We start from the raw sequence: 25,035 nt of genomic DNA on the forward strand, positions 1-25,035 counted from the left end.
TTTCAAGATAGGTTCTTATTTTTATGAAAGGTGGGACGTCATGTTCTGGATTATTCGATTATTCTTCCGATTTCTTTTGGGAATTTGGCGTTTCTTCTGGCGTCTGGTTTGGACTGTAGTTATTCTACTGCTCATTGCTTTTGGAGTGGTTTGGTATCTGACAGGTGATTTTCATTCTGCGGTCAATCAGGTTGAAAAAATGAGTAAGATTGGTCAAGGTGGCTGGAATCAATGGAAGGAGACGGGAACGCTGGAAGTCTTGTCTCAGACAGACAGTCACCAACATGCAGAAGGCAAGTGGGCTCAGGCCTCAGCTCGCATCTATATTGAACCTCAAATGGATGAGACCTTCCAAGGTGCCTATGCAGAAGCCATAAAAAACTGGAATCAAACGGGAGTCTTTACCTTTGAGGTGGTTGCGGATCCTAGCCAGGCAGATATTGTGGCAAGTGAGATGAATGATGGATCGACCGCTGTAGCTGGTCAAGCCGAGAGTCAAACCAATTTGTTAACCAAACAATTTATATCTGTAACGGTTCGCCTGAATCACTATTATCTATCCAATCCAAACTATGGTTATTCTTATGAACGGATCGTGCACACGGCGGAGCACGAGCTGGGGCATGCCATCGGATTGGATCATACCAACGAAACTTCTGTCATGCAGCCAGCAGGTTCCTATTATGGGATTCAGCCTCAGGATGTGAAGGCTGTTCAAGAGCTCTATACCAGTAGCGACTAGATGAAGTCGGTGCAATCTGAAAAGAAATCAAAGCTCCTCCAACAAGTGATTGGTGGGGCTTTTTGTTCGTCCTGTCACGGCCTTTTTGCTATAATGGAACTATGAATAACTTGATCAAATCAAAACTAGAGCTCTTGCCGACCAGCCCTGGTTGTTACATTCACAAAGATAAAAACGGCACTATCATTTATGTAGGAAAGGCTAAAAATCTGCGCAACCGTGTGCGCTCCTATTTCCGTGGAAGTCATGATACCAAGACTGAGGCTCTGGTGTCTGAGATTGTGGATTTCGAATTTATCGTTACCGAGTCCAATATCGAGGCCCTCCTGCTGGAAATCAACCTCATCAAGGAAAACAAGCCCAAGTACAATATCATGCTCAAGGATGATAAGTCCTATCCCTTTATCAAAATCACCAATGAACGCTATCCACGGCTTATTATTACTCGTCAGGTCAAAAAGGATGGAGGGCTTTATTTTGGTCCTTATCCAGATGTGGGGGCAGCCAATGAAATCAAGCGACTGCTGGATCGGATTTTCCCTTTTCGCAAGTGTACCAATCCACCTTCTAAGGTTTGCTTTTATTACCATATCGGTCAATGTATGGCCCACACCATCTGTAAGAAGGATGAGGCTTATTTCAAGTCCATGGCTCAGGAGGTTTCTGACTTCTTAAAAGGACAGGATGACAAAATCATCGATGATCTCAAGGGTAAAATGGCAGTAGCAGCACAAAGTATGGAGTTTGAACGTGCAGCGGAATACCGTGACCTGATTCAAGCAATTGGAACACTTCGGACCAAGCAACGGGTCATGGCGAAAGATTTGCAAAATCGGGACGTCTTTGGCTACTATGTGGACAAGGGCTGGATGTGTGTACAGGTTTTCTTTGTTCGTCAAGGCAAGCTCATCGAGCGCGACGTCAATCTCTTCCCCTACTACAATGATCCGGACGAGGACTTCTTGACCTATGTGGGACAATTTTATCAAGAAAAATCTCACCTGGTTCCCAATGAGGTACTGATTCCGCAGGATATCGATGAAGAAGCAGTCAAGGCCTTGGTGGATACCAAGATTCTCAAACCCCAACGTGGAGAAAAAAAGCAACTGGTCAATCTAGCCATAAAAAATGCCCGTGTTAGTCTGGAGCAGAAGTTCAATCTGCTAGAAAAATCTGTTGAAAAGACCCAAGGAGCTATTGAAAATCTGGGACGCTTGCTCCAAATCCCGACTCCAGTTCGTATCGAGTCCTTCGATAACTCTAATATCATGGGAACCAGTCCTGTTTCGGCCATGGTGGTCTTTGTCAATGGCAAACCGAGTAAAAAAGACTACCGAAAGTACAAGATAAAAACGGTTGTCGGTCCAGATGACTATGCTAGTATGCGTGAGGTTATTCGCAGACGTTATGGCCGAGTTCAACGAGAAGGTTTAACCCCGCCAGATTTGATTGTCATTGATGGGGGGCAAGGTCAAGTCAATATCGCTAAGCAAGTCATCCAAGAAGAGCTAGGTTTGGATATCCCAATTGCAGGTCTGCAAAAGAATGATAAGCACCAAACCCATGAATTGCTCTTTGGAGATCCGCTGGAAGTGGTGGAGTTGTCTCGCAATTCTCAGGAATTTTTCCTCCTCCAACGCATTCAAGATGAGGTACACCGCTTTGCTATCACTTTCCACCGCCAACTGCGCTCAAAAAATTCCTTTTCTTCACAACTGGATGGGATTGAAGGATTGGGACCTAAACGCAAGCAGAATCTCATGAAGCATTTTAAATCTCTCGCTAAAATCAAGGAAGCCAGTGTAGATGAGATTGTCGAAGTTGGGGTACCAAGGGCAGTCGCAGAAGCTGTTCAGAGAAAGTTGAACCCGCAGGAAGAAGTGGAGTTGGCTCAAGTAGCGGAAGAGAGAGTAAATTACCAAACGGAAGGAAATCATCATGAACCATAAAATCGCAATTTTATCAGATATTCATGGCAATGCGACGGCGCTAGAAGCAGTGATTGCAGATGCTAAAACTCAAGGAGCCAGTGAATATTGGCTCATGGGAGACATTTTCCTCCCTGGTCCAGGTGCAAATGACTTGGTCGCTCTGTTAAAGGAACTTCCTATCACGGCAAGTGTTCGAGGCAATTGGGATGATTGTGTCCTTGAGGCTTTAGATGGGCAATATGGCTTAGAAGACCCACAGGAAGTTCAGCTCTTGCGTATGACACAGTATTTGATGGAGCGAATGGATCCTGAAACGATTGTCTGGCTACGAAGCTTACCTATGCTAGAAAAGAAAGAAGTTGAGGGGCTGCGCTTTTCTATCTCTCATAATTTACCTGACAAAAACTATGGTGGGGATCTACTGGTTGGGAATAACACAGATAAATTTGACCAACTCCTAGATGAGGAAACGGACGTGGCAATCTATGGTCATGTCCACAAGCAGTTGCTTCGTTATGGAAGTCAAGGGCAACAAATCATCAATCCAGGTACGATTGGCATGCCCTATTTTGATTGGGGAAAGTTAAAAAATCACCGTGCCCAGTATGCTGTGATAGAAGTGGAAAATGGGGAATTGGTAAATATTCTATTCCGAAAAGTTTCCTATGATTATGAAGCAGAGTTAGAATTGGCCAAGTCCAAGGGGCTTCCTTTTATCGAAATGTATGAAGAACTACGTCGAGATGACAACTATCGGGGGCACAATCTGGAACTCTTAGCTAGTTTAATTGAAAAGCATGGGTATGTGGAGGATGTGAAGAAATTTTTGGAGACTATAAAGTCAGAATATAAGGTAGACTAGTTTCTTTAAATCCCTGAAAATTAGTTGGAACTGGATGAGGAAAAACCTGATTTTAATGATAAGTTTAAAACCATGGCTTCATCCGTGTTCCAATTTCTTTCTATGAAAAATCTCTGTAAGCTCTTTCAAAATATGGTGGAATGGATGCAGTAGAATTAGAAAAGGAAATCGTAAGTGAACTATGCTAAACTTGAATTCAATGCACAAGACCATAGTGGCTATTGGTCCTATATTATAAGGTAATTAAGACCAAGTTACTTTATAGAATGGTATAAGGAGGTGTGTTAATGAATAAGCGAAAAAAATGGGGTATCATCGCTTTAGTAATCTGTGTCATAGGAGGGATTATAATGTTTAGTTTAAATCACCAAAAAGAAAAAACGTTGGAAGAGAAAATGAGAATCGAACAGGATAGGATGGCACTATTTGTAGTTAATAGAGTAAAATTAAAAACACAGAATCCGATTGAAACTATAGAATTTATAGAATTCAGAAAAAATGAAACAACAGGAACCTGGCGAATAACACTTGTAATCAATGGAGCGGCAACAATATCCCTATCAGAGGATGCTTTTGGGGATGTTATACGGACATCTGGATATTATTTAGAAGACATGTCTGTTGACGAGACGGATGCTCCTTATACAAAGACAATTGATAATATAAAAATTAGTTATCTAATCTAATAGTAGTATAGAGATGAGATATGATATAATAAACGGAGATGGATTGAGAGGAAATTATGGTTAAAATAAGCAATAATATATTAGGAATAGTCTATGTCATTTCTTATCTATGTCTTCTTTATTGTCTCTGGTTGTGGAATGGTCCAACGTTTCTTTTTTTGACATTTATTTTCTGGGGTCTTCCCTTGTTGATAATAATCCTTCCCTTATTAGGTATATGGATATTTACAAACTTGAAATCCCTGGTTTTGATTGGTTATGTGGCAAGTTTATTGAACAGTTATTATCTTTATTTGGTTCTTAGAAACTTTCATTTGGAGAGGATTACTGATACAGCAGGACATAAAATTCCATTATCACCGTGGTTATCTGTTGCAATTATTGTGGTTGATTGTTTGTTTTTATCAGTAGCTACATTGGGATTTTATAAAAACTTCATCTTACCTTTCTTTAAAAAGAATGACATAGACAAGGAGTTACTATGAAAAAACGAATCAAAATGAGTATCATCACTTTAGTAATCTGTATTATAGGAGGAATTGTAATGTTTAGTTTGAATCAACAAAAAGAAAAAACGCTGGAAGAGAAAATGAGAATCGAACAGGATAGGATGGCGTTATACTTAGTTAGTCATTATGAAAAGGTTGAGAAGATTGAGTTTACAAGTTTTCAACAGAATAAATTAACAGGGACTTGGACTTCTAATGCCATTGTCAATGACGAAATATTTGTCACTTTTTCTGTTCAAAACTTGATGACAGAGGATGAAATAGGTTTTGGACAGCATATTAGTCAAAGTAATGGGAATAAATTAATAGAAAGAGATAATCCGGAAGTAATAAATAACGATTCACTTATGTCAAATATAACAGTTATTTATTGGGTGAGATAATATGATTACGGATAAAAGTTTTAATTATTTAGTTGATCAAGTATATGAAGTTGATAAAAATAAAAATTCAACTCCATGGAAAGCAGGAGATGAGTTAAGAAAGGATTCGCAATCTTTTCGAGTTCGTTCCGGTCTAAATTCTGCGAAGTAGTAGATTCTCAGTTTGTGACGGTGCTGGATTACGCTAATGTTAGTTAAAATAGCTGTTTATGTTATACTATAAGGTAACTGGGGCTAGTTGCTTTATAGAATGATATAAGGAGGTGTGTTAATGAATAAGCGTAAAAAATGGGGTATTATTGCTTTAGTAATTTGTGTAATAGGAGGAATCGTGATGTTTAGTTTAAATCATCAAAAAGAAAAAACATTGGAAGAAAAAATGAGAATCGAACAGGATAGGATGGTATTGTATTTAGTTAATCATTATGAGGGAATCAATGAAATAGAATTTAATGATATAGAAAATAATGCTACAACAGGTTCAAGAACTGCGTTATTAACTCTAAATAAAGAACTTGAAATGGAAATTACTTTCTTTAAATTTAACGATAAAACTGACAATTATGTAATTAGTTGGAATAAAAGATTAAATTTACAAGAAAAAAATGAAATCACTAATCAACAAACAATAGATAATATTAAAGTGAAATATTGGAGCAAGTGATGAAAATAACAGATAAAAATTATAATGATATTGTTGATGGAGTTTATAATGTTGATGCAGGAAAAGTAAAACGACCTTGGAGAGACGATAAGATTTTTAAATCAAATGGACAAACTTTTCGAGTTCTTAGTGCAAAAGACAACACCTCCAACGGTATGCAGGCGATGGCGGTTGCTCCTGTGGATAAAAATGGGAATGTGGATTATAGCCATGTAGTGATTGCCTATGCTGGGACGAATAAAGATGATCGACTTGACATCCAAACAGATATCCAATCAATAGGATTTGGTGATAGACAGGTGTTGTCGGATTTGAAAACAAAGACATTTAGAAAATCTCAATTTCAAACGGCTCTGAGTTTTGCGGAAGAAATCGAAAAAACTTATCCCTCTGCTAAAATTACAACTGCGGGGCATTCGCTTGGAGAGTCTCTGGCTATGTATGTCGCTTTAAAGCGAGGTTATGCCAATGTTGGGTATAATGGGCCAGATATTCATAACTTGATTTCGAAAGAAGAAATCAAGTATATGCAAGAACATCCAGAACAATTTCGCAATTTCCGTCATAAGTATGATGTTATTGGCAATATTACGGGAAATACGACTCAAACAGCTATATTTCCCTACATCTACCCTGCAAAAGATAACTGGGGTGACAAGTTAGAATATCATAACTTGTCCCAGTGGCGATTTGATGAGAATGGCCAGCTAGTTGATTTGGATGGAAAACGTGTCACAAATCTCAAAGTAACGGCATTAGCAGAAGCAACAGCGGGTATGTACCGCTACCAAAAAATTAAAAGCTACCTCTCGGCAGATGGTTTGTCAAGTAGGGAAGAGATATACTTGGATAGCTTGCAGGGAATGGCTCTAGGGGAAGGAATGGCTAATGCGGCTCGAGCTGGTGCAGACGACGTCAAGCACCTTCAAGAAGAGGTGGTGTCAAAAGCACAAGAACTATGGAATCAGCTTGACTTTAGTAGTTTCCGATACCTGAGTTATGATGAAGTTCTATCGACTTTTGCGTCTGCGGGTGTGACTCAGGATACGATTGTCGGTTCAGTTAAGCAAGATTTTGAGCAAATGAATCAAAAGGCTGAAAAACTAGCCACAGAGTTTGATACCCTTAACCAACAGATTATCCAAGTCATTGAGAGTAAACTGGCCACAGATAAGGAATTGGCAGGAGAATTTAGAAAATGGAACAGTCGGATTTAGTCTTCCAAAAGTTAAAAGCAAAAGAAAAAGAGCATTATGATTTGGAAGATGAGTATCTAAAGCGGAAAGCAACTTTTACGAATCAATATAACGAACTCTATGAACGTCGAGACCGCCTTGCCCGAATCATTGAAGACGAAGCTAGCAAAATGGATGTCTTTCTTCAAAAGGGACAACACAGTTACCAAGATGGAGAACAGTTTTATAGGAGTTTGCAACAATTGATGGAGGATTCTCAGTTTGCGTGTAGGCGTAGAGAAGATGAATTGCAGTACCATGAAGAGATGTTAGATAGAGATTATCGTAAAAAGCAAGATGAGTTAGAACAGACAATCGGAGATTTAAGGAGGTCATATGCTCGCACCATTAAATGAATATTACACAGATGAAGAATATGAATTTGCTTTACGTCAGATGTATCGCATGATGGAGAGGAATAGAATCTATACAATGGCGACAGTAATCTTAAAGGAAAAAAATTCTTTGCAAACCAACTATAAAGAAAAAGTGAGAGAAAGTGCGGAGGAGACAAAAGTCGCTATTGGGAAAATAAAATCACAGATGGATACGGCCATAAAAGGTCAGGTAAAGAAAAAGTTGGAAGAAGTGACAACGGAGAAGCTATCTCAGTATGATTCCATTTGCTAATTTTATGGTGAGTGATATAGAATAATTATTACAAACTGCACAGAGCAGTTTGTTTTGCTCTTGCTTTTCCTATGAAAAATCTCTGCAAGCTCTTTCAAAATATGGTAGAATGGATGCAGTAGAATTAGAAAAGGAAATCGATTATGAAATTTCTTGAATTAAATAAAAAACGTCATGCGACTAAGCATTTTACTGATAAACCGGTAGATCCCAAAGATGTGCGTACGGCTATCGAAATCGCAACCTTGGCCCCAAGTGCCCACAACAGCCAGCCATGGAAGTTTGTGGTTGTTCGTGAGAAAAATGCTGAACTGGCAAAATTGGCTTACGGTTCGAACTTTGAGCAGGTATCAGCAGCACCTGTAACCATTGCCTTGTTTACAGACACAGATTTGGCTAAACGTGCTCGTAAGATTGCCCGAGTTGGCGGCGCTAATAACTTTTCTGAAGAGCAACTTCAATATTTTATGAAGAATCTGCCAGCTGAATTTGCGCGTTACAGTGAACAACAGGTCAGTGACTACCTAGCTCTCAATGCTGGTTTGGTTGCCATGAATTTGGTTCTGGCTCTGACAGACCAGGGAATCGGCTCTAACATTATCCTTGGATTTGACAAATCAAAAGCCAACGAAGTTTTGGATATTGAAGACCGATTCCGCCCAGAACTCTTGATTACAGTGGGTTACACAGATGAAAAATTGGAACCGAGCTACCGCTTGCCAGTGGATGAAATCATCGAGAAAAGATAGAAAGAAGAAAAAATGACAGCAATTGATTTTACAGCAGAAGTAGAAAAACGCAAAGAAGAACTCTTGGCTGACTTGTTTAGCCTTTTGGAAATCAACTCAGAACGTGATGACAGCAAGGCGGACGCTCAGCATCCATTTGGACCTGGTCCAGTAAAAGCCTTGGAAAAATTCCTTGAAATCGCAGACCGTGATGGCTATCCAACTAAAAATGTTGATAACTACGCAGGACATTTTGAGTTTGGTGAAGGAGAAGAAGTTCTCGGAATCTTTGCTCATATGGACGTGGTGCCAGCTGGTAGCGGTTGGGACACGGACCCTTATACACCAACTATCAAAGACGGTCGCCTTTATGCGCGTGGAGCTTCAGACGACAAGGGGCCTACAACAGCTTGTTACTATGGTTTGAAAATCATCAAAGAATTGGGACTTCCAACTTCTAAGAAAGTTCGTTTCATCGTCGGAACAGACGAAGAATCAGGTTGGGCAGACATGGACTACTACTTTGAACATGTAGGACTTGCGAAACCAGACTTCGGTTTCTCTCCAGACGCTGAATTCCCTATCATCAATGGTGAAAAAGGAAACATCACGGAATACCTCCACTTTGCAGGTGAAAATACAGGTGCAGCCCGTCTTCACAGCTTCACAGGTGGTTTGCGTGAAAACATGGTACCTGAATCAGCAACAGCAGTTGTTTCAGGCGACCTGGCTGACTTGCAAGCCAAACTAGATGCCTTTGTTGCAGAACACAAACTCAGAGGAGAAATTCAAGAAGAAAACGGTCAATACAAGGTTACCATCATTGGTAAATCAGCCCATGGTGCCATGCCTGCTTCAGGTGTCAATGGTGCAACCTACCTTGCCCTTTTCCTCAGCCAGTTTGACTTTGCAGGACCTGCAAAAGACTACCTTGACATTGCTGGTAAGATTCTCTTGAACGACCATGAGGGTACAAATCTCAAGGTTGCTCATGTAGATGAAAAGATGGGTGCCCTTTCTATGAATGCCGGTGTCTTCCGCTTTGATGAAACAAGTGCTGACAATACCATTGCCCTCAACTTCCGTTATCCAAAAGGAACAAGTCCAGAGCAAATCCAGTCAGTTCTTGAAAACTTACCAGTTGCTTCTGTTAGCCTTTCTGAACACGGTCATACCCCTCACTATGTACCAATGGAAGATCCACTCGTTCAAACCTTGTTGAATGTTTATGAAAAACAAACTGGTCTCCAAGGTCACGAGCAAGTCATCGGTGGTGGTACCTTTGGTCGCTTGCTGGAACGTGGAGTTGCCTACGGTGCCATGTTCCCAGACTCTATTGACACCATGCACCAAGCTAATGAATTTATCGCCTTGGACGATCTCTTCCGAGCAGCAGCAATCTATGCAGAAGCTATCTATGAATTGATCAAATAAAACAATAGAAGTCTGAGATTTTATGCTTGGACTTCTTTTTGGAGGGAAAACAGATGTCTCAAATTGAAAGAATCAAGCAAGCCATTATGGCGGATCCGCAAAATACCAGCTATACAGAACGCGGAATTGAGCCTCTCTTTGCGGCGCCAAAAACTGCCCGCATCAATATTGTCGGTCAAGCTCCGGGGTTTAAAACGCAAGAAGCTGGGATTTATTGGAAGGATAAGAGTGGCGATCGCTTGCGTGAGTGGCTAGGTGTGGATGAAGACACCTTTTACAATTCAGGTTATTTTGCAGTTCTGCCAATGGATTTTTACTTTCCTGGACATGGCAAGTCAGGTGACCTTCCACCTCGTACAGGTTTCGCAGAAAAATGGCATCCGCAACTCTTGCAAGAGTTGCCCGATATCCAATTAACTCTCTTGATTGGGCAATATGCACAAGCCTATTATTTACAGGAGAAAGTTAGTGGCAAGGTGACAGAGAGAGTAAAACATTACCAGAACTACTTACCAACCTATTTCCCTCTGGTGCACCCGTCACCACGAAATCAAATCTGGATGGCTAAGAATCCTTGGTTTGAGTCAGAAGTGGTGCCTGAGTTGAAAAAAAGAATTAAAACAATTTTAGGAGAAAAAGAATGAAAGAAATAGCCTTCGATGAATTTTACCAGCTTTACCAGAATAGTTCACTTTCTGTGCTGGATGTGAGAGAAGTAGAAGAGTTCGAGACGCTTCATTTAGAAGGTGCTCAGAACCTACCACTTAGTCAATTGACTGATACTTATGATCAGTTGGATAAGGACCTCTTGTATTATGTCATTTGCAAATCTGGGATGAGGTCAGCGCGTGCTTGTCAATTTCTAGCTGAACAGGGTTATGACGTTATCAATGTCCAAGGTGGAATGACGGCCTTTGAAAATCTTTAAACCTATGTGGCGATAGACCCTAATCTTCCCTTGCTCGGTTCCAACTGAGTGAGGGATTTTGTTTTTAGATAATTCTTATTTTTAAAAATATTGAAAACATTCAATGATTAATTTTGGATACTTTTTTCAGAGTCTTAATCATGGTATACTAGGTCAGTATTTTAGAAATATGAAGGAGATTTTTATGGCTAAAAAAGGTGCCCTAACAGGCTTGCTCCTGTTTGGAATATTTTTTGGTGCGGGAAACTTGATTTTTCCACCTTCTCTAGGTGCTTTGTCTGGAGAACAGTTTCTTCCTGCCATCGCAGGTTTTGTCTTTTCAGGTGTCGGTATTGCCGTCTTGACACTTATTATTGGAACGCTAAACCCGAAAGGATACATTCACGAGATTTCTAAGAAAATCTCACCTTGGTTTGCGACGCTTTATCTTGCAGTCCTCTATCTATCGATTGGTCCCTTCTTTGCCATTCCGCGTACAGCCACAACAGCTTATGAAGTTGGGATTAGCCCTCTCTTATCCGAAGCAAACAAAGGTCTAGGATTGATTGTTTTTACTGTGCTTTACTTTGCAGCGGCTTATTTAATCTCGCTCAATCCATCAAAAATCTTGGATCGAATCGGACGTATCTTAACGCCAGTCTTTGCTTTATTGATCGTTATCTTGGTTGTACTAGGTGCCTTCAAATATGGTGGAACAAGTCCTCAAACTGCCTCAGCTGCTTATCAAGCATCTGCTTTCGGAACAGGATTCCTAGAGGGGTATAACACCTTGGATGCCCTTGCCTCAGTGGCCTTCAGTGTCATCGCTGTTCAAACCTTGAAACAACTTGGATTTTCAAGTAAGAAAGAATACATCTCAACTATTTGGGTTGTTGGTATTGTGGTAGCTCTTGCCTTCAGTGCTCTCTATATTGGTCTAGGATTCCTTGGAAATCACTTCCCAGTTCCGGAAGAAGTCATGAAGGGTGGAACTCCAGGTGTTTATATCTTGTCACAAGCAACTCAGGAAATCTTTGGTTCAACAGCTCAGCTCTTTCTTGCTGTTATGGTAACTGTAACCTGCTTCACAACGACAGTTGGATTGATTGTGTCGACAGCAGAGTTCTTTAACGGACGTTTCCCACAAATCAGCTATAAGGTTTATGCAACTGCCTTTACCTTGATTGGATTTGCCATTGCAAACCTCGGTCTAGATGCGATCATCAAGTACTCCATTCCAGTATTGGTAATCTTGTATCCAATCACTATTGCCATTGTGATGATTGTGATTGTTAATAAGTTTGTACCCCTATCAAAACCGGGTATGCAACTAACAATGGGAGTTGTCACAGCAATCGCTGTTGCAAGTGTTCTTGGAAGCTCCTTTAAGATTGAGTTTCTAGCAAATCTTGTGAATGCTTTGCCTTTTGCCAAGGCATCCCTCCCATGGTTGGTGCCAGCTATCATCGGAATCTTGCTTTCCTTGGTCCTTCCGAACAAGCAAGAAAGCGATGTTTTTGAAATGGAATAAAAAAACTTGGCCAAGGCCAAGTTTTTTCTATTAATCTTAGTTGGTTTTTTCAGTATAACCAGCTTCTTTAAGCTTTTTTTTCGAAGCAGCAAAGCTTACACGGTTTCCAATACCATAATATTCATTCGGCATTGCTTTTTTCAGTTCGTCAAGACTTGCGACAGACATGTCAACCTCGATGTTTTGGATAACTTTTTCGTCTTGAATTTCAACTTTTTGTGTAACCCCTTTGACCCCTTCATAACCTTTATTAGTATCGTCAACAATTTGCTTAATACCTTCCGCGGTATTATTAAGTTTCTCAGGGTCAAATACATTATGAGCAGTTTGTTTTACAACATCATCCCCCTTTACAGTATAATTCAAGGTAGAATGAATTCCAGGTTTGCTGTTGTGGACAAATGTGTGGGTAGTTGTCTCATCTTTCTTTTCAGATGATTGTTGGCTACTCTGCTTTGTTTCGCTTGACTGAGCAGTTTTGTCTTCTTTGGCACTACTATTGGTAGGAGTTGATGCTTGTTTAGAGCATCCAGCTAGAAGGACGAGAGCAGCTGCAAGGACAAGAGATGTTTTAAAGTAAGATTTCATATCCATTGCTTTCCTTTCCTTTCATAATCAAAGTATTTGTATTATAACACGAATGGAGGATGCAAGCAATCAGAAGAAGCTAGTAAACAATTCCATTGACAGTAAAAAGATATGCTTGGTTTTTCCTTCTTGGCTAACTTTTAGCTCTTAATCTCTATTTCATTTGATCAAGGACTTCATTTTGATTGATTCCCTCGTGATATAAAAAACACCCCAAAGATAGCTTGGTGACTATCGTATGGGGTGGCCATTATAAGGTCAGGTTTTTGTCTGCTTTTAAGGATGAAAGATTAGTTGCTTTCTTCAATGAATCCCATTCCTTCTAGTGCTTTTTTAGAGTTTGAGAAGCTGACACGATTGCCGATACCAGAATATTCTTCAGGAAGTGCTTTTCTAAGTTCGCTAATGCTTGCAACTGAGAAGTCTACTTCGAGATCTTGAACAACTTTTCCATCTTTGATTTCAATCGTTTGCTTAACACCTTTGAGTCCATTATAACCTTTGTACTTTTCTTCGATAAAACTCTTGACATCTTCTGGAGTTGCACCAAGGATTTCAGGATCAGCAATGTTATGAGCTGATTGCTTGATAACATTGTCGCCGTCTACAGTATAAACCAAGGTAGAAGTGATTCCAGAATTGCTTTTGTTGACAAAGGTATGTGTTTTAGTTGTTTCTTTCTTTTCAGAAGATTGTTCAGTGCTTTGTTTGCTTTCACTTGACTGAGTTGTTTTGTCTTCTTTGCTACTGCTGTTGGTAGGTGTTGATGCTTGTTTGGAACATCCGAGCAGGAGGACAAGTGAAGCCGCAAGGGCAAGTGAGGTTTTAAAGTAAGATTTCATATCCTTTACTTTCCTTTCATAATCAAAGTATTTGTATTATAACATGGATCCATAGTGAAATCAACTAGAAGGATAAGACCCTTTTCCAAAGGGATCCGGCTAGAAAAGTGATATAATGGTAGGAAGAGGTGAAGAAATGAATCAAACTGTAAACTATATCAAAGAATTAACCGCTATTGCATCTCCAACAGGCTTTACTCGTGAGATTTCAGACTACCTAGTCCATACTTTAGAAGAGCTTGGTTACCAGCCTGTTCGAACAGCTAAGGGTGGTGTCAATGTAACAATCAAAGGTCAAAACGACGAACAACATCGCTATGTAACTGCCCATGTGGACACACTCGGAGCCATTGTTCGTGCTGTCAAACCTGACGGTCGTCTCAAATTGGACCGGATCGGTGGTTTTCCTTGGAACATGATTGAGGGAGAAAACTGTACTGTTCATGTGGCTAGTACAGGTAAAACGGTATCTGGAACGATCCTCATCCACCAGACATCTTGCCATGTCTACAAAGATGCAGGAACTGCAGAACGCACGCAGGACAATATGGAAGTTCGTTTGGACGAAAAAGTGACCAATGAAAAAGAAACGCGTGCCTTGGGTATTGAGGTCGGTGATTTTATCAGCTTTGATCCACGTACTGTCGTGACAGAGACTGGTTTTATCAAGTCCCGTCACTTGGACGACAAAGTCAGCGCAGCAATTTTGCTCAATCTTCTTCGTGTTTATAAGGAAGAGGGGATTGAATTGCCAGTAACAACTCATTTTGCTTTTTCAGTCTTTGAAGAGGTGGGTCATGGTGCTAACTCCAATATTCCAGCTCAGGTAGTAGAATATCTAGCTGTAGATATGGGAGCCATGGGCGATGACCAGCAAACAGACGAATATACAGTGTCTATCTGTGTCAAGGACGCTTCAGGTCCCTATCACTATGACTTCCGTCAACACTTAGTAGCTTTGGCGAAGGAGCAAGATATTCCATTTAAGCTGGATATCTATCCATTTTATGGATCGGACGCTTCAGCAGCTATGTCAGCAGGAGCAGAGGTCAAACACGCCCTCCTTGGAGCTGGTATTGAATCCAGTCACTCTTACGAATGAACACACATTGATTCGGTCGTAGCGACTGAGCGTATGGTTGATGCCTATCTCAAGAGTGCATTGGTAGACTAATATGTGCTTGATTTGTCAAAGAATTGAATGGATCAAGGAAGGGGAAAATCCCTACTTTGTAAAAGAACTAGAAACAGGATATGTAGTTATTGGAGACCACCAATACTTTAAGGGCTATACCTTATTTTTAGCAAAAGATCATGTCACAGAACTCCACCATATGGAGACTTCTGTAAAACTTCGCTTTTTAGAGGAAATGAGTTTGGTCCAAGAAGCAGTCGCCAAAGCATTTGAGGCTGAAAAGATGAATATTGAACTCCTAGGAAATGGTGATGCCCACGCTCATTGGCATCTCTTTCCACGAAGAATAGGTGATATGAAGGGTCATGGATTGAATGGCCGTGGGCCAGTCTGGTGGGTGCCCTGGGAAGAAATGGCGGCAGAAGATTGCCAAGTGAAATCCCATGAGTTGGAACAAATGATTAAAGCCTTATCCGATGAATTAGAGAAGCACTTGGTCTAAGAGAGGAAGAAAAATGAAAAAAAGATACATCGTTTTATCTGGTTTGCTGGCAGTAACCCTAGCAGCATGTTCGCAAGAAAAACCTAAAAATGAAGAAAACACTCAAAAAACGGAACAAACTAGTCAACCTGAAGGAACTGTAGGAAGCAAATCCCAAGCCTCTAGTCAGAAGAAGGCAGAAGTTGTCAATAAGGGAGACTACTATAGTATTCAAGGAAAGTACGATGAAATCGTCATAGCTAATAAGCACTATCCTTTGTCAAAAGACTATAATCCAGGAGAAAATCCAACAGCTAAAGCAGAGTTGCTGAAGCTCATTGCAGCAATGCAAGCAGCTGGCTACCCAATCAGCGATCACTACAGTGGTTTTAGAAGTTATGAAACTCAAACCAAACTTTATCAAGACTATGTGAATAAAGACGGTAAGAAAGCTGCTGATCGCTACTCAGCTCGCCCAGGTTATAGTGAACACCAAACAGGTCTTGCATTTGACCTTATTGGGACAGATGGAGATTTAGTTACTGAAGAAAAGGCGGCCCAGTGGCTCTTGGATCATGCGGCTGACTATGGCTTTGTTGTTCGCTATCTCAAAGGCAAGGAAAAAGAGACTGGCTACATGGCGGAAGAATGGCATCTTCGCTACGTCGGAAAAGAAGCCAAAGAAATTGCTGCAAGTGGTCTCAGTTTGGAAGAGTACTATGGCTTTGAAGGTGGAGATTATGTCGATTAAAAAAGTAATTTTTCTCTTGCATTTTTAGATAAATAGTGTATAATGGAAAGGTATGTGTAAAGCATACTTGTGGGAGGTAAAAATCTCTAATTACCGCCAAAACCACAAAGGAGGATTTAAAAATGGCTAAAAAAGTCGAAAAACTTGTAAAATTGCAAATCCCTGCTGGTAAAGCTACACCAGCTCCACCAGTTGGACCTGCTCTTGGTCAAGCTGGTATCAACATCATGGGATTCACAAAAGAGTTCAACGCTCGTACAGCTGACCAAGCTGGTATGATCATTCCAGTTGTTATCTCAGTATACGAAGACAAATCATTTACTTTCGTTACAAAAACACCACCAGCTGCTGTTCTTTTGAAAAAAGCTGCAGGTGTTGAAAAAGGATCAGGTACACCTAACAAAACTAAAGTTGCTACAGTTACTCGTGCACAAGTACAAGAAATTGCAGAAACTAAGATGCCAGATTTGAACGCAGCAAACATTGAGTCTGCAATGCGTATGATCGAAGGTACTGCTCGTTCTATGGGATTCACTGTTGTTGACTAATCAATAACACCCCCAATATAACCCGCAAGACTTCATCATTTCGAGAAGTGACGTGGGAGATGAAAATCGATTGAACCACTTACAAGGAGAATAGAAAATGGCTAAAAAAAGCAAACAACTTCGTGCTGCTCTTGAAAAAATCGACAGCACAAAAGCATACAGTGTAGAAGAAGCTGTAGCACTTGCAAAAGAAACTAACTTTGCAAAATTTGACGCAACTGTAGAAGTTGCTTACAACTTGAATATCGACGTAAAAAAAGCTGACCAACAAATCCGTGGCGCAATGGTATTGCCAAACGGTACTGGTAAAACTTCACGCGTTCTTGTTTTCGCACGTGGTGCAAAAGCTGAAGAAGCAAAAGCTGCTGGTGCAGACTTTGTTGGTGAAGATGACCTTGTTGCAAAAATCAACGACGGTTGGTTGGACTTTGACGTAGTTATCGCTACACCTGACATGATGGCTCTTGTTGGACGTCTTGGACGTGTCCTTGGACCACGTAACTTGATGCCAAACCCTAAAACTGGTACTGTAACAATGGATGTTGCTAAAGCAGTTGAAGAGTCTAAAGGTGGTAAAATCACTTACCGTGCTGACCGTGCAGGTAACGTTCAAGCAATCATCGGTAAAGTATCATTTGAAGCTGAAAAATTGGTTGAAAACTTCAAAGCTTTCAACGAAACAATCCAAAAAGCAAAACCAGCTACAGCTAAAGGAACTTACGTAACAAACTTGACTATCACAACTACTCAAGGTGTTGGTATCAAGGTTGACGTAAACTCACTTTAATTAACAGATTTTTAAAAACGAGTACGAATGTGCTCGTTTTTTAGGTACAACGGGCATTCCGTTCATCTGAGGTGTAAGTCCTCTGTGGGTACCATATACTAATAAACCCAAAAGTGATTCCCAAGCCTGACTATTGTGAGTACCTGATCGAACGGCATTAGGATAGACTGTTTAAGTCTGACGTTGGAAACAAGAATCGGCAGAGAAAGAGATAGAGAAATCTTGGCTATACGAATAGGCACGTGACAGTAAAGCGTATATAGCGGATAAGGAGGCCAGCAACTCTAAAGTACAAATATGTAGTCGTAACCTATATGCGTAAACTACGTGAGCAATTGAATTCGAACTAGAGAGGTGATTAATAGATTTATGCTATAGTCATGGCAACTTGTATGCTTTTGATTCTAGTTTATCAAATAATAGATTAGAATTGTCAGATAATATAATTTTATGTTATAATGAAGAAAAAATAGAGGTGTTCAAATGTCAGAAGCAGGTCATAAGTTTTTAGCAAAACTGGGAAAAAAACGCTTACGTCCAGGTGGAAAACGTGCTACAGATTGGTTAATTGCGGAAGGAGGATTTTCAAAAGAAAAGAGAATACTAGAAGTTGCGTGCAATAGGGGAACCACAGCAATTGAGTTGGCACAGCATTTTGGTTGTAAGATAACTGCTGTTGATATGGATGGACAAGCCTTAGAAGTGGCTAAAAAATCTGCTGAAACGGCAGGTGTTGGTCATTTGATCAGATTTGAAAGAGCAAATGCAATGAAACTTCCTTATGAAGATGCTAGTTTTGATATTGTTATAAATGAAGCTATGCTGACTATGCAAGCCGATCAAGCTAAGAAAAAATGTGTAATGGAGTATCTAAGGGTTTTAAAACCTGAAGGTCTTCTTTTGACACATGATGTGCTTCTTAAGGAAGCTAAAGAGTCTGTCAGACAGGAATTGTCACAAGCAATTCATGTAAATGTAGGTCCTTTAACTCAAGATGGTTGGGAACAGGTGATGATAGAATCAGGTTATCGTGATGTGAAAATATTGACTGGTGAAATGACATTAATGAAATTATCAGGTATGATTTATGACGAAGGTTGGCTAGGAACTTTGAAAATTTGCGTAAATGCTTGTAAAAAGGAGAATAGAAAGCAGTTTTTAACTATGTATAAAATGTTTGCTAAGAATAAACAGAAATTGGGCTTTATTGCTATGGCTAGTTATAAATCGTCAAATCGTTAGATAATTATTGAAGTTAACTTTTCTTTTTTTCTTTCTTAAAAAATATGCTATAATAGAGAGTAAAAAACTTTGAAAGAAAGAAAAAGATGAATTTAAAAGATTATATCGCAACGATTGAAAATTATCCCAAGGAAGGCATCACCTTCCGTGATATCAGCCCATTGATGGCAGATGGCAATGCTTATAGCTATGCTGTTCGTGAAATCGTTCAGTATGCAACTGATAAGAAAATCGACATGATCGTGGGTCCAGAGGCTCGCGGATTTATTGTTGGCTGTCCCGTTGCCTTTGAGTTGGGGATTGGCTTTGCACCTGTTCGTAAACCAGGAAAATTGCCACGTGAAGTCATTTCAGCTGACTATGAAAAAGAGTACGGTATTGATACCTTGACCATGCACGCGGATGCCATCAAACCAGGTCAACGCGTTCTCATCGTAGATGACCTCTTGGCGACAGGTGGTACTGTCAAGGCAACCATTGAAATGATTGAAAGACTTGGCGGAGTTGTAGCCGGTTGTGCGTTCTTGATTGAACTTGATGAGCTTAAAGGCCGTGAAAAAATCGGAGATTACGATTACAAGGTACTTATGCATTATTAATGAAAAACAGTCCTTGGGGCTGTTTTCTCTTCATCTGCTATATAAACAAACTATAGCTAGTTAGAGAAAAACTATAATTGAAAACTATATCTTCTTGCAGTATAATAAAAGGACTAAGTGTTTGAGATTTGACTTCAAACACATTCAATTATTTCTAAAAGAGTACAGTTAGGAGAAGGTTATGCCGATTAGAATTGATAAAAAATTGCCAGCTGTTGAGATTTTACGGACAGAGAATATCTTTGTCATGGATGATCAACGTGCGGCCCACCAAGATATCCGTCCCTTGAAAATTTTGATTTTAAACCTAATGCCCAAAAAAGTGGTCACAGAGACCCAGTTGTTACGGCATTTAGCAAATACTCCTTTGCAATTGGACATAGACTTTCTCTATATGGAGAGCCACCGTTCCAAGACGACTCGTGCAGAGCATATGGAGACTTTTTATAAAACTTTTCCTGAAGTCAAGGACGAGTATTTTGATGGGATGATTATCACAGGGGCTCCGATTGAGCATTTACCATTTGAGGAAGTGGACTATTGGGAGGAATTCAGTCAGGTGCTTGAGTGGTCCAAGACCCATGTCTATTCGACCCTTCATATCTGCTGGGGTGCCCAAGCAGGTCTTTATGCTCGCTATGGAGTTGATAAACACCAGATGGAGCAGAAATTGTCAGGCATTTACCCGCAGGATACCTTGAAAGAGGGCCATCTTCTCTTTCGTGGTTTTGATGATAGCTATGTAGCTCCCCATTCTCGTTATACAGAAATCTATAAGGAAGAGATATTAGGAAAAACCAATCTGGAAATCCTCTCTGAGGGAGAACAAGTCGGCGTTTCTATTTTAGCCAGTCGGGATCTTCGTGAGATTTATAGTTTTGGTCATTTGGAGTACGATCGTGACACTTTGGCAAGAGAGTATTTTCGTGATTATGAGGCGGGACTCGACCCTCATATCCCAGAGAACTACTTTAAAAATGATGATGTAAATGAGACACCTTGTCTCTGTTGGTCTTCATCAGCTGCCCTCTTTTTCAGCAATTGGGTAAACTATGCAGTTTATCAAGAAACCCCTTTTGACTGGAGAAAGGTAGAGGATGATGCGGCTGCATTTGGATATCTATAAGAGGAATTATGACATATTTTGACGCTTTTAAATCAGGGAACTTGGTTTTACCAAGTGCCCTGCTCTTGCATTTTAAGGAACTCTTTCCTTCCAGTGAAGATTTTCTGGTCTGGCAATTTTTCTATCTACAAAACACCACAGCCCTCGGAGATGTTTCGCCTAGCCAAATAGCTGAAATCATTGGCAAAGAGGTAGCAGATGTCAACCAATCTATTTCGAATTTGACTGAAAATGGTTTGCTACAATATCGAACCATTGAACTAAACGGTGAAATTGAGCTGATTTTTGATGCTAGTTTGGCTTTTGAACGCTTGGATAGCTTACTAGATAGCCAAACTCCAGCTACAACAGTCCCAAACCCGCAGAATCAGTTGAAGGATCTGGTTGAAACTTTTCAGCAGGAATTGGGACGCTTATTAACACCATTTGAAATCGAAGACCTTTCTAAGACTGTCAAAGAAGACGGAGTTAAGGCGGATTTGATCAAGGAAGCTCTCCGAGAGGCCGTTCTCAATGGCAAGCCAAACTGGAAATATATTCAGGCAATCCTACGAAACTGGCGCCATGAAGGCATTCAATCTGTTGCCCAAGTAGAGGCCAAACGAGCAGAGCGAGAAGCGAATAATCCCAAACAAGTTCAGGCTTCGGCTGATTTTCTCGATGCCATGAATTTGTGGCAAGATTAGTCGCTTGAAAAATCTTGAAAATTAGAGTAAGGTTTGCAAGCTCCTTATAAATATGATAGAATAATAGTGAATAAAATGAAAAAAGAGGTATGTGAAATGTCACGTAAACCATTTATCGCTGGTAACTGGAAAATGAACAAAAATCCAGAAGAAGCAAAAGCATTCGTTGAAGCCGTTGCATCAAAACTTCCTTCATCAGACCTTGTTGAAGCAGGTATCGCAGCTCCTGCAGTTGATTTGACAGCTGTTCTTGCTGCTGCAAAAGGTTCAAACCTTAAAGTTGCTGCTCAAAACTGCTACTTTGAAAATGCAGGTGCTTTCACTGGTGAAACTAGCCCACAAGTTTTGAAAGAAATCGGTACTGACTACGTTGTTATCGGTCACTCAGAACGTCGTGACTACTTCCATGAAACTGACGAAGATATCAACAAAAAAGCAAAAGCAATCTTTGCAAACGGTATGCTTCCAATCATCTGTTGTGGTGAGTCACTTGAAACTTACGAAGCTGGTAAAGCAGCTGAATTCGTAGGTGCTCAAGTATCTGCTGCTTTGGCTGGATTGACTGCTGAGCAAGTTGCTGCATCCGTTATCGCTTATGAGCCAATCTGGGCTATCGGTACTGGTAAATCAGCTTCACAAGACGATGCACAAAAAATGTGTAAAGTTGTTCGTGATGTTGTAGCTGCTGACTTTGGTCAAGAAGTTGCTGACAAAGTTCGTGTTCAATACGGTGGTTCAGTTAAACCTGAAAACGTTGCTTCATACATGGCTTGCCCAGACGTGGACGGAGCCCTTGTTGGTGGAGCATCACTTGAAGCTGAAAGTTTCTTGGCATTGCTTGACTTTGTAAAATAATCTAGGTTATTCCAGACAGTCTTTTAAGACTGTCTTTTTTTAAAAAAAATTCTGTATATTTTTCTTAAATTATCAGTCTATTGCAACTTTTCTCAGATAGTACATTTTCCTTGATATCATTTTCTGGTAGTAGTATACTTGTATTATAGCTACTGTGAAGTAGTTATAAAAAAATGAAAAGAGGTAAGAAATATGGTTGAATTGAAAAAAGAAGCAGTAAAAGACGTAACAACATTATCTAAAACAGCGCCAGTAGCATTGGCGAAAACAAAGGAAGTATTGAACCAAGCAGTAGCGGACTTGTATGTGGCTCACATTGCCCTTCACCAAGTTCACTGGTATATGCGTGGTCGTGGCTTCCTCGTATGGCATCCAAAAATGGATGAATACATGGACAGTCTTGATAGCTATCTTGACGAAATCAGTGAACGTTTGATTACTCTTGGTGGAAAACCTTATTCAACTTTGACAGAATTCCTTCAACACAGTGAAATCGAAGAAGAAGAAGGAGAATTCCGTAACGTTGAAGAAAGCTTGGAACGTGTTCTAGCAATTTATCGCTACCTCATCGCTCTTTTCCAAAAAGCTTTGGATGTAACTGACGAAGAAGGTGATGATGTTACAAACGATATCTTTGTTGGGGCTAAGGCTGAACTTGAGAAAACAGTTTGGATGCTTACAGCAGAACTTGGACAAGCTCCTGGTTTGTAAGATATAGTTGCTACCCCTTTTATCATGAGGTGCTTGATAAGTGCCCATGATCAATCATCTTTTAAAAGTCATGTAACTGTAAAAAGGTGCATGACTTTTTTGTTTGCTAGCCCTTAGGAAACATTGTCAAATCTAGGATTTTACGGTATAATAGTTGCTGTTCGAGAAATTTTGATTTTCAAAGAATAGTGAAATGTTATAAGGAGAACCCATGAACAACTTACCAAATTGCCCAAAATGTCATTCAGAATATGTCTACGAAGACGGAAGTCTCTTGGTTTGCCCAGAGTGTGCCTATGAATGGAATCCTGCTGAAGTTGCAGAAGTAGAAGAAGGTGTTGTTGCTATCGATGCCAATGGAAATAAATTGGCTGACGGCGATACTGTAACCCTCATCAAGGACTTGAAAGTAAAAGGTGCACCTAAGGATTTGAAACAAGGAACTCGTGTTAAAAATATCCGTATCGTAGAAGGTGACCACAACATCGACTGTAAGATTGATGGTTTTGGAGCTATGAAACTCAAGTCAGAATTTGTTAAGAAAATCTAGCCATGAAACTGAATTATAAATTTATCTTTTATAGTCGTGTGCTCTTGTTTTTAGCGGCATTTACAGGGGTTTATTTAGAAATTACCAAGCACGGTGGCTTTGGTATGCTCCTTTACTACACAGTGTTGTCCAATCTTTTGGTAACGATTTTCACGGGCTATCTGCTCCGTGTGATGAGCCGTTCAGGTGAAAATTGGCAAAGTCCGACCTTGCTTCGTCTCAAGGGTGGCGTTACCATGAGTATCATGATTACCTGTGTGATTTACCATTTTATGCTTGCTCCGATCGCGACAGACTTTTACCGTGTGGAAAATTTCCTTTGCCACTATATCGTTCCACTCTGGTTTTTAGCCGACACCCTCTTCTTTGATAAACGGGGTCAATACAAGATCTGGGATCCAGTCTTGTGGACCATCTTGCCCTTGGTTTATATGATTTTTGCCTTGTTTAATGGCTTGGTCTTAAAACTCAATATTCCGAATTCCAAGGACAATCCCTTCCCTTATTTCTTTTTAAATGTGAACAAGGGTTGGGACGTGGTTATCAAATGGTGTTTGATCATTTTTGCGGCCTATATGGTTGCAGGCTTCATCTTCTATCTGATCAAGCAAATCAAGCGAAAATAGTCTTCCTATTAGGAAAGTTAGGACGGAGTCTCTAGTTCAATCGGGCTCCTTCTTTTCTTGCCATCTTCCTTTTAAAAGGATCAACAGTGAGAAATATACAGAAAGAAAATTCATGAAACAATATTTAGAACGGGCTAGTATTTTGGCCCTCTCCCTCGTTTTGATTACCTCCTTTTCCATTTCAAGCGCTCTGCCAGCCATGTTTGACTACTATCAAGGCTACCCCAAAGAACAAATCGAGCTCCTGGTCAGTCTTCCTTCTTTTGGAATCATGATTATGCTGGTTTTAAATGGGTTTTTGGAGCGGTTATTTCCTGAGCGTCTTCAGATTAGTCTGGGACTTCTCATCCTTTCTATCGGTGGAACTGCCCCTTTCTGGTATCAGGAATACAACTTTGTCTTTGCGATGCGGATTTTATTTGGCTTGGGTGTTGGGATGATCAATGCCAAGGCCATTTCCATCATCAGCGAACGCTATCATGGAAAGACACGGATCCAGATGTTGGGGCTTCGCGGATCAGCAGAAGTTGTCGGGGCGTCGATTTTGACTCTAGTGGTCGGTCAACTCTTATCCTTGGGATGGACAGTGACCTTCTTGGCCTACAGTGCGGGATTTTTAGTATTGATTCTTTATCTGCTCTTTGTCCCTTATGGGAAAGAAAAGAAAGAAACAAAGAAAAAAGAGACCGAAACGACTCGTTTGACAGGAAAGATGAAAGGATTAATTTTTCTATTGGCTGTCGAAGCAGCAGTTGTTGTCTGCACCAACACAGCTATCACCATTCGTATTCCTAGTCTGATGGTGGAAAGAGGTCTAGGGGATGCCCAGTTATCGAGCTTGGTCTTAAGTATTATGCAGTTGATTGGTATCTTGGCAGGTGTGAGTTTTTCTTTCTTTATCTCTCTATTTAAAGAAAGATTGCTCCTTTGGTCAGGTATCACCTTTGGATTGGGGCAGATTGTGATTGCCTTGTCTCCGTCATTGGGTGTGATGGTAGTTGGAAGTGTTGTGGCAGGTTTTTCCTACAGTGTGGCCTTGACCACTGTCTTTCAGCTTCTTTCTGAAAGAATCCCAGCCAAGCTCCTTAATCAGGCAACATCTTTTGCAGTGCTAGGATGCAGCTTTGGAGCCTTTACGACACCTTTCATTCTTGGGGCGATTGGCTTGGTGACTCAAAATGGTATGTTGGTCTTCACCATTTTAGGATGTTGGTTGATTGTCACTTCTATCTTTGTTATGTACGCACTTCAAAAGAGAGCTTAGGA

General features: G+C 40.4%; 30 protein-coding genes and 1 pseudogene. 29 read left to right on the top strand and 2 right to left on the bottom strand.

Annotation, left to right across the window (positions count from 1 at the left end; all coding sequences use genetic code 11):
• Positions 1-40: 40 nt before the first annotated feature.
• The 15 genes from EL140_RS02355 to brnQ all read left to right on the top strand — a co-directional run bounded on the left by EL140_RS02355 (position 41) and on the right by brnQ (position 12,242).
• Positions 41-742 carry a M57 family metalloprotease gene (locus EL140_RS02355; RefSeq protein WP_000498556.1) on the top strand — a complete coding sequence of 234 codons (702 nt, stop codon included), beginning with the start codon at positions 41-43 and terminating at the stop codon, positions 740-742.
• Positions 743-843: 101 nt separating this feature from the next.
• Positions 844-2,691 carry an excinuclease ABC subunit UvrC gene (gene uvrC / locus EL140_RS02360; protein ID WP_001061125.1) on the top strand — a complete coding sequence of 616 codons (1,848 nt, stop codon included), beginning with the start codon at positions 844-846 and terminating at the stop codon, positions 2,689-2,691.
• Positions 2,681-3,535: a metallophosphoesterase family protein gene (locus tag EL140_RS02365; RefSeq protein WP_001015755.1), complete on the top strand. Its 855-nt coding sequence runs from the start codon at positions 2,681-2,683 to the stop codon at positions 3,533-3,535. The genes uvrC and EL140_RS02365 overlap by 11 nt, the downstream gene beginning before the upstream one ends.
• A 287-nt stretch (positions 3,536-3,822) precedes the next feature.
• Positions 3,823-4,221, top strand: a complete 399-nt coding sequence (locus EL140_RS02370) for a hypothetical protein (protein ID WP_001042357.1) — start codon at positions 3,823-3,825, stop codon at positions 4,219-4,221.
• 481 nt (positions 4,222-4,702) lie between these two features.
• Positions 4,703-5,113 carry a hypothetical protein gene (locus tag EL140_RS02380; protein WP_000746024.1) on the top strand — a complete coding sequence of 137 codons (411 nt, stop codon included), beginning with the start codon at positions 4,703-4,705 and terminating at the stop codon, positions 5,111-5,113.
• Position 5,114: 1 nt separating this feature from the next.
• Positions 5,115-5,264 (top strand): hypothetical protein, encoded by a 150-nt coding sequence (locus tag EL140_RS09565; RefSeq protein ID WP_002874325.1) that lies wholly within the window; start codon positions 5,115-5,117, stop codon positions 5,262-5,264.
• Positions 5,265-5,384: 120 nt separating this feature from the next.
• A complete protein-coding gene (locus tag EL140_RS02385; protein ID WP_001042358.1) occupies positions 5,385-5,777 on the top strand; it encodes a hypothetical protein in 393 nt (130 codons plus the stop codon).
• Entirely contained in the window at positions 5,777-6,994 is a 1,218-nt protein-coding gene (locus tag EL140_RS02390; RefSeq protein WP_000704552.1) for a Tle-like phospholipase domain-containing protein, read from the top strand. Before EL140_RS02385 ends, EL140_RS02390 begins: the two co-directional genes overlap by 1 nt.
• The gene (locus EL140_RS02395; RefSeq protein ID WP_000438034.1) at positions 6,976-7,368 is read left to right on the top strand and encodes a hypothetical protein; all 393 of its coding nucleotides are present in this window, start codon (positions 6,976-6,978) and stop codon (positions 7,366-7,368) included. Before EL140_RS02390 ends, EL140_RS02395 begins: the two co-directional genes overlap by 19 nt.
• On the top strand, positions 7,349-7,642 hold the full coding sequence (locus tag EL140_RS02400; RefSeq protein WP_000880830.1) for a hypothetical protein: 294 nt from the start codon (positions 7,349-7,351) through the stop codon (positions 7,640-7,642). Before EL140_RS02395 ends, EL140_RS02400 begins: the two co-directional genes overlap by 20 nt.
• Positions 7,643-7,785: 143 nt before the next feature.
• Positions 7,786-8,391, top strand: coding sequence for a nitroreductase family protein (locus EL140_RS02405; protein ID WP_000670151.1), 606 nt, complete (start codon positions 7,786-7,788; stop codon positions 8,389-8,391).
• A 12-nt stretch (positions 8,392-8,403) separates the two neighbouring features.
• Entirely contained in the window at positions 8,404-9,804 is a 1,401-nt protein-coding gene (gene pepV / locus EL140_RS02410; protein ID WP_000125071.1) for a dipeptidase PepV, read from the top strand.
• Positions 9,805-9,857: 53 nt separating this feature from the next.
• Positions 9,858-10,448: a uracil-DNA glycosylase family protein gene (locus tag EL140_RS02415; protein WP_000078132.1), complete on the top strand. Its 591-nt coding sequence runs from the start codon at positions 9,858-9,860 to the stop codon at positions 10,446-10,448.
• Positions 10,445-10,732 carry a rhodanese-like domain-containing protein gene (locus tag EL140_RS02420; protein WP_000658241.1) on the top strand — a complete coding sequence of 96 codons (288 nt, stop codon included), beginning with the start codon at positions 10,445-10,447 and terminating at the stop codon, positions 10,730-10,732. The genes EL140_RS02415 and EL140_RS02420 overlap by 4 nt, the downstream gene beginning before the upstream one ends.
• A 184-nt stretch (positions 10,733-10,916) precedes the next feature.
• Positions 10,917-12,242 carry a branched-chain amino acid transport system II carrier protein gene (gene brnQ / locus EL140_RS02425; RefSeq protein WP_001074594.1) on the top strand — a complete coding sequence of 442 codons (1,326 nt, stop codon included), beginning with the start codon at positions 10,917-10,919 and terminating at the stop codon, positions 12,240-12,242.
• Between the two features lie 36 nt (positions 12,243-12,278).
• Here the strand turns inward: brnQ and EL140_RS02430 are convergent, their stop codons facing one another.
• A complete protein-coding gene (locus EL140_RS02430; protein WP_004181102.1) occupies positions 12,279-12,830 on the bottom strand; it encodes a DUF1307 domain-containing protein in 552 nt (183 codons plus the stop codon).
• A gap of 290 nt (positions 12,831-13,120) precedes the next feature.
• Positions 13,121-13,672 (bottom strand): DUF1307 domain-containing protein, encoded by a 552-nt coding sequence (locus EL140_RS02435; protein ID WP_000844325.1) that lies wholly within the window; start codon positions 13,670-13,672, stop codon positions 13,121-13,123.
• A 136-nt stretch (positions 13,673-13,808) separates the two neighbouring features.
• On the opposite strand from EL140_RS02435, the pseudogene EL140_RS02440 reads away from it, so the two are divergent.
• From EL140_RS02440 to EL140_RS02505, 14 genes and pseudogenes are all read left to right on the top strand, one after another.
• Positions 13,809-14,846: pseudogene (locus EL140_RS02440) on the top strand (M42 family metallopeptidase).
• A 1-nt stretch (position 14,847) separates the two neighbouring features.
• Positions 14,848-15,309: an HIT family protein gene (locus EL140_RS02445; RefSeq protein WP_000335642.1), complete on the top strand. Its 462-nt coding sequence runs from the start codon at positions 14,848-14,850 to the stop codon at positions 15,307-15,309.
• 13 nt (positions 15,310-15,322) lie between these two features.
• Positions 15,323-16,039 (top strand): LD-carboxypeptidase LdcB/DacB, encoded by a 717-nt coding sequence (ldcB, locus tag EL140_RS02450; RefSeq protein ID WP_000747737.1) that lies wholly within the window; start codon positions 15,323-15,325, stop codon positions 16,037-16,039.
• 122 nt (positions 16,040-16,161) lie between these two features.
• Positions 16,162-16,587: a 50S ribosomal protein L11 gene (gene rplK / locus EL140_RS02455; protein ID WP_001085808.1), complete on the top strand. Its 426-nt coding sequence runs from the start codon at positions 16,162-16,164 to the stop codon at positions 16,585-16,587.
• Between the two features lie 97 nt (positions 16,588-16,684).
• Positions 16,685-17,374, top strand: a complete 690-nt coding sequence (gene rplA, locus EL140_RS02460) for a 50S ribosomal protein L1 (protein ID WP_001085675.1) — start codon at positions 16,685-16,687, stop codon at positions 17,372-17,374.
• A 483-nt stretch (positions 17,375-17,857) separates the two neighbouring features.
• A complete protein-coding gene (locus tag EL140_RS02465) occupies positions 17,858-18,616 on the top strand; it encodes a class I SAM-dependent methyltransferase (protein ID WP_001287223.1) in 759 nt (252 codons plus the stop codon).
• 86 nt (positions 18,617-18,702) lie between these two features.
• Positions 18,703-19,215, top strand: coding sequence for an adenine phosphoribosyltransferase (locus tag EL140_RS02470; protein ID WP_001049316.1), 513 nt, complete (start codon positions 18,703-18,705; stop codon positions 19,213-19,215).
• Between the two features lie 181 nt (positions 19,216-19,396).
• On the top strand, positions 19,397-20,341 hold the full coding sequence (metA, locus tag EL140_RS02475) for a homoserine O-acetyltransferase MetA (protein ID WP_001122698.1): 945 nt from the start codon (positions 19,397-19,399) through the stop codon (positions 20,339-20,341).
• A gap of 8 nt (positions 20,342-20,349) precedes the next feature.
• On the top strand, positions 20,350-21,027 hold the full coding sequence (locus EL140_RS02480) for a DnaD domain-containing protein (RefSeq protein WP_000220747.1): 678 nt from the start codon (positions 20,350-20,352) through the stop codon (positions 21,025-21,027).
• Positions 21,028-21,123: 96 nt separating this feature from the next.
• The gene (tpiA, locus tag EL140_RS02485) at positions 21,124-21,882 is read left to right on the top strand and encodes a triose-phosphate isomerase (protein ID WP_000087899.1); all 759 of its coding nucleotides are present in this window, start codon (positions 21,124-21,126) and stop codon (positions 21,880-21,882) included.
• Between the two features lie 192 nt (positions 21,883-22,074).
• A complete protein-coding gene (locus EL140_RS02490; RefSeq protein ID WP_000229895.1) occupies positions 22,075-22,593 on the top strand; it encodes a Dps family protein in 519 nt (172 codons plus the stop codon).
• Between the two features lie 211 nt (positions 22,594-22,804).
• On the top strand, positions 22,805-23,143 hold the full coding sequence (locus tag EL140_RS02495; protein ID WP_001061580.1) for a zinc ribbon domain-containing protein YjdM: 339 nt from the start codon (positions 22,805-22,807) through the stop codon (positions 23,141-23,143).
• A 2-nt stretch (positions 23,144-23,145) separates the two neighbouring features.
• Complete coding sequence (locus EL140_RS02500) at positions 23,146-23,769, top strand: Pr6Pr family membrane protein (protein ID WP_000775204.1); 624 nt, start codon at positions 23,146-23,148, stop codon at positions 23,767-23,769.
• 112 nt (positions 23,770-23,881) lie between these two features.
• Entirely contained in the window at positions 23,882-25,033 is a 1,152-nt protein-coding gene (locus EL140_RS02505) for an MFS transporter (RefSeq protein WP_000816259.1), read from the top strand.
• Positions 25,034-25,035: the final 2 nt, after the last annotated feature.

This window comes from Streptococcus oralis ATCC 35037 (assembly GCF_900637025.1).
Classification (GTDB): Bacteria; Bacillota; Bacilli; order Lactobacillales; family Streptococcaceae; genus Streptococcus; species Streptococcus oralis.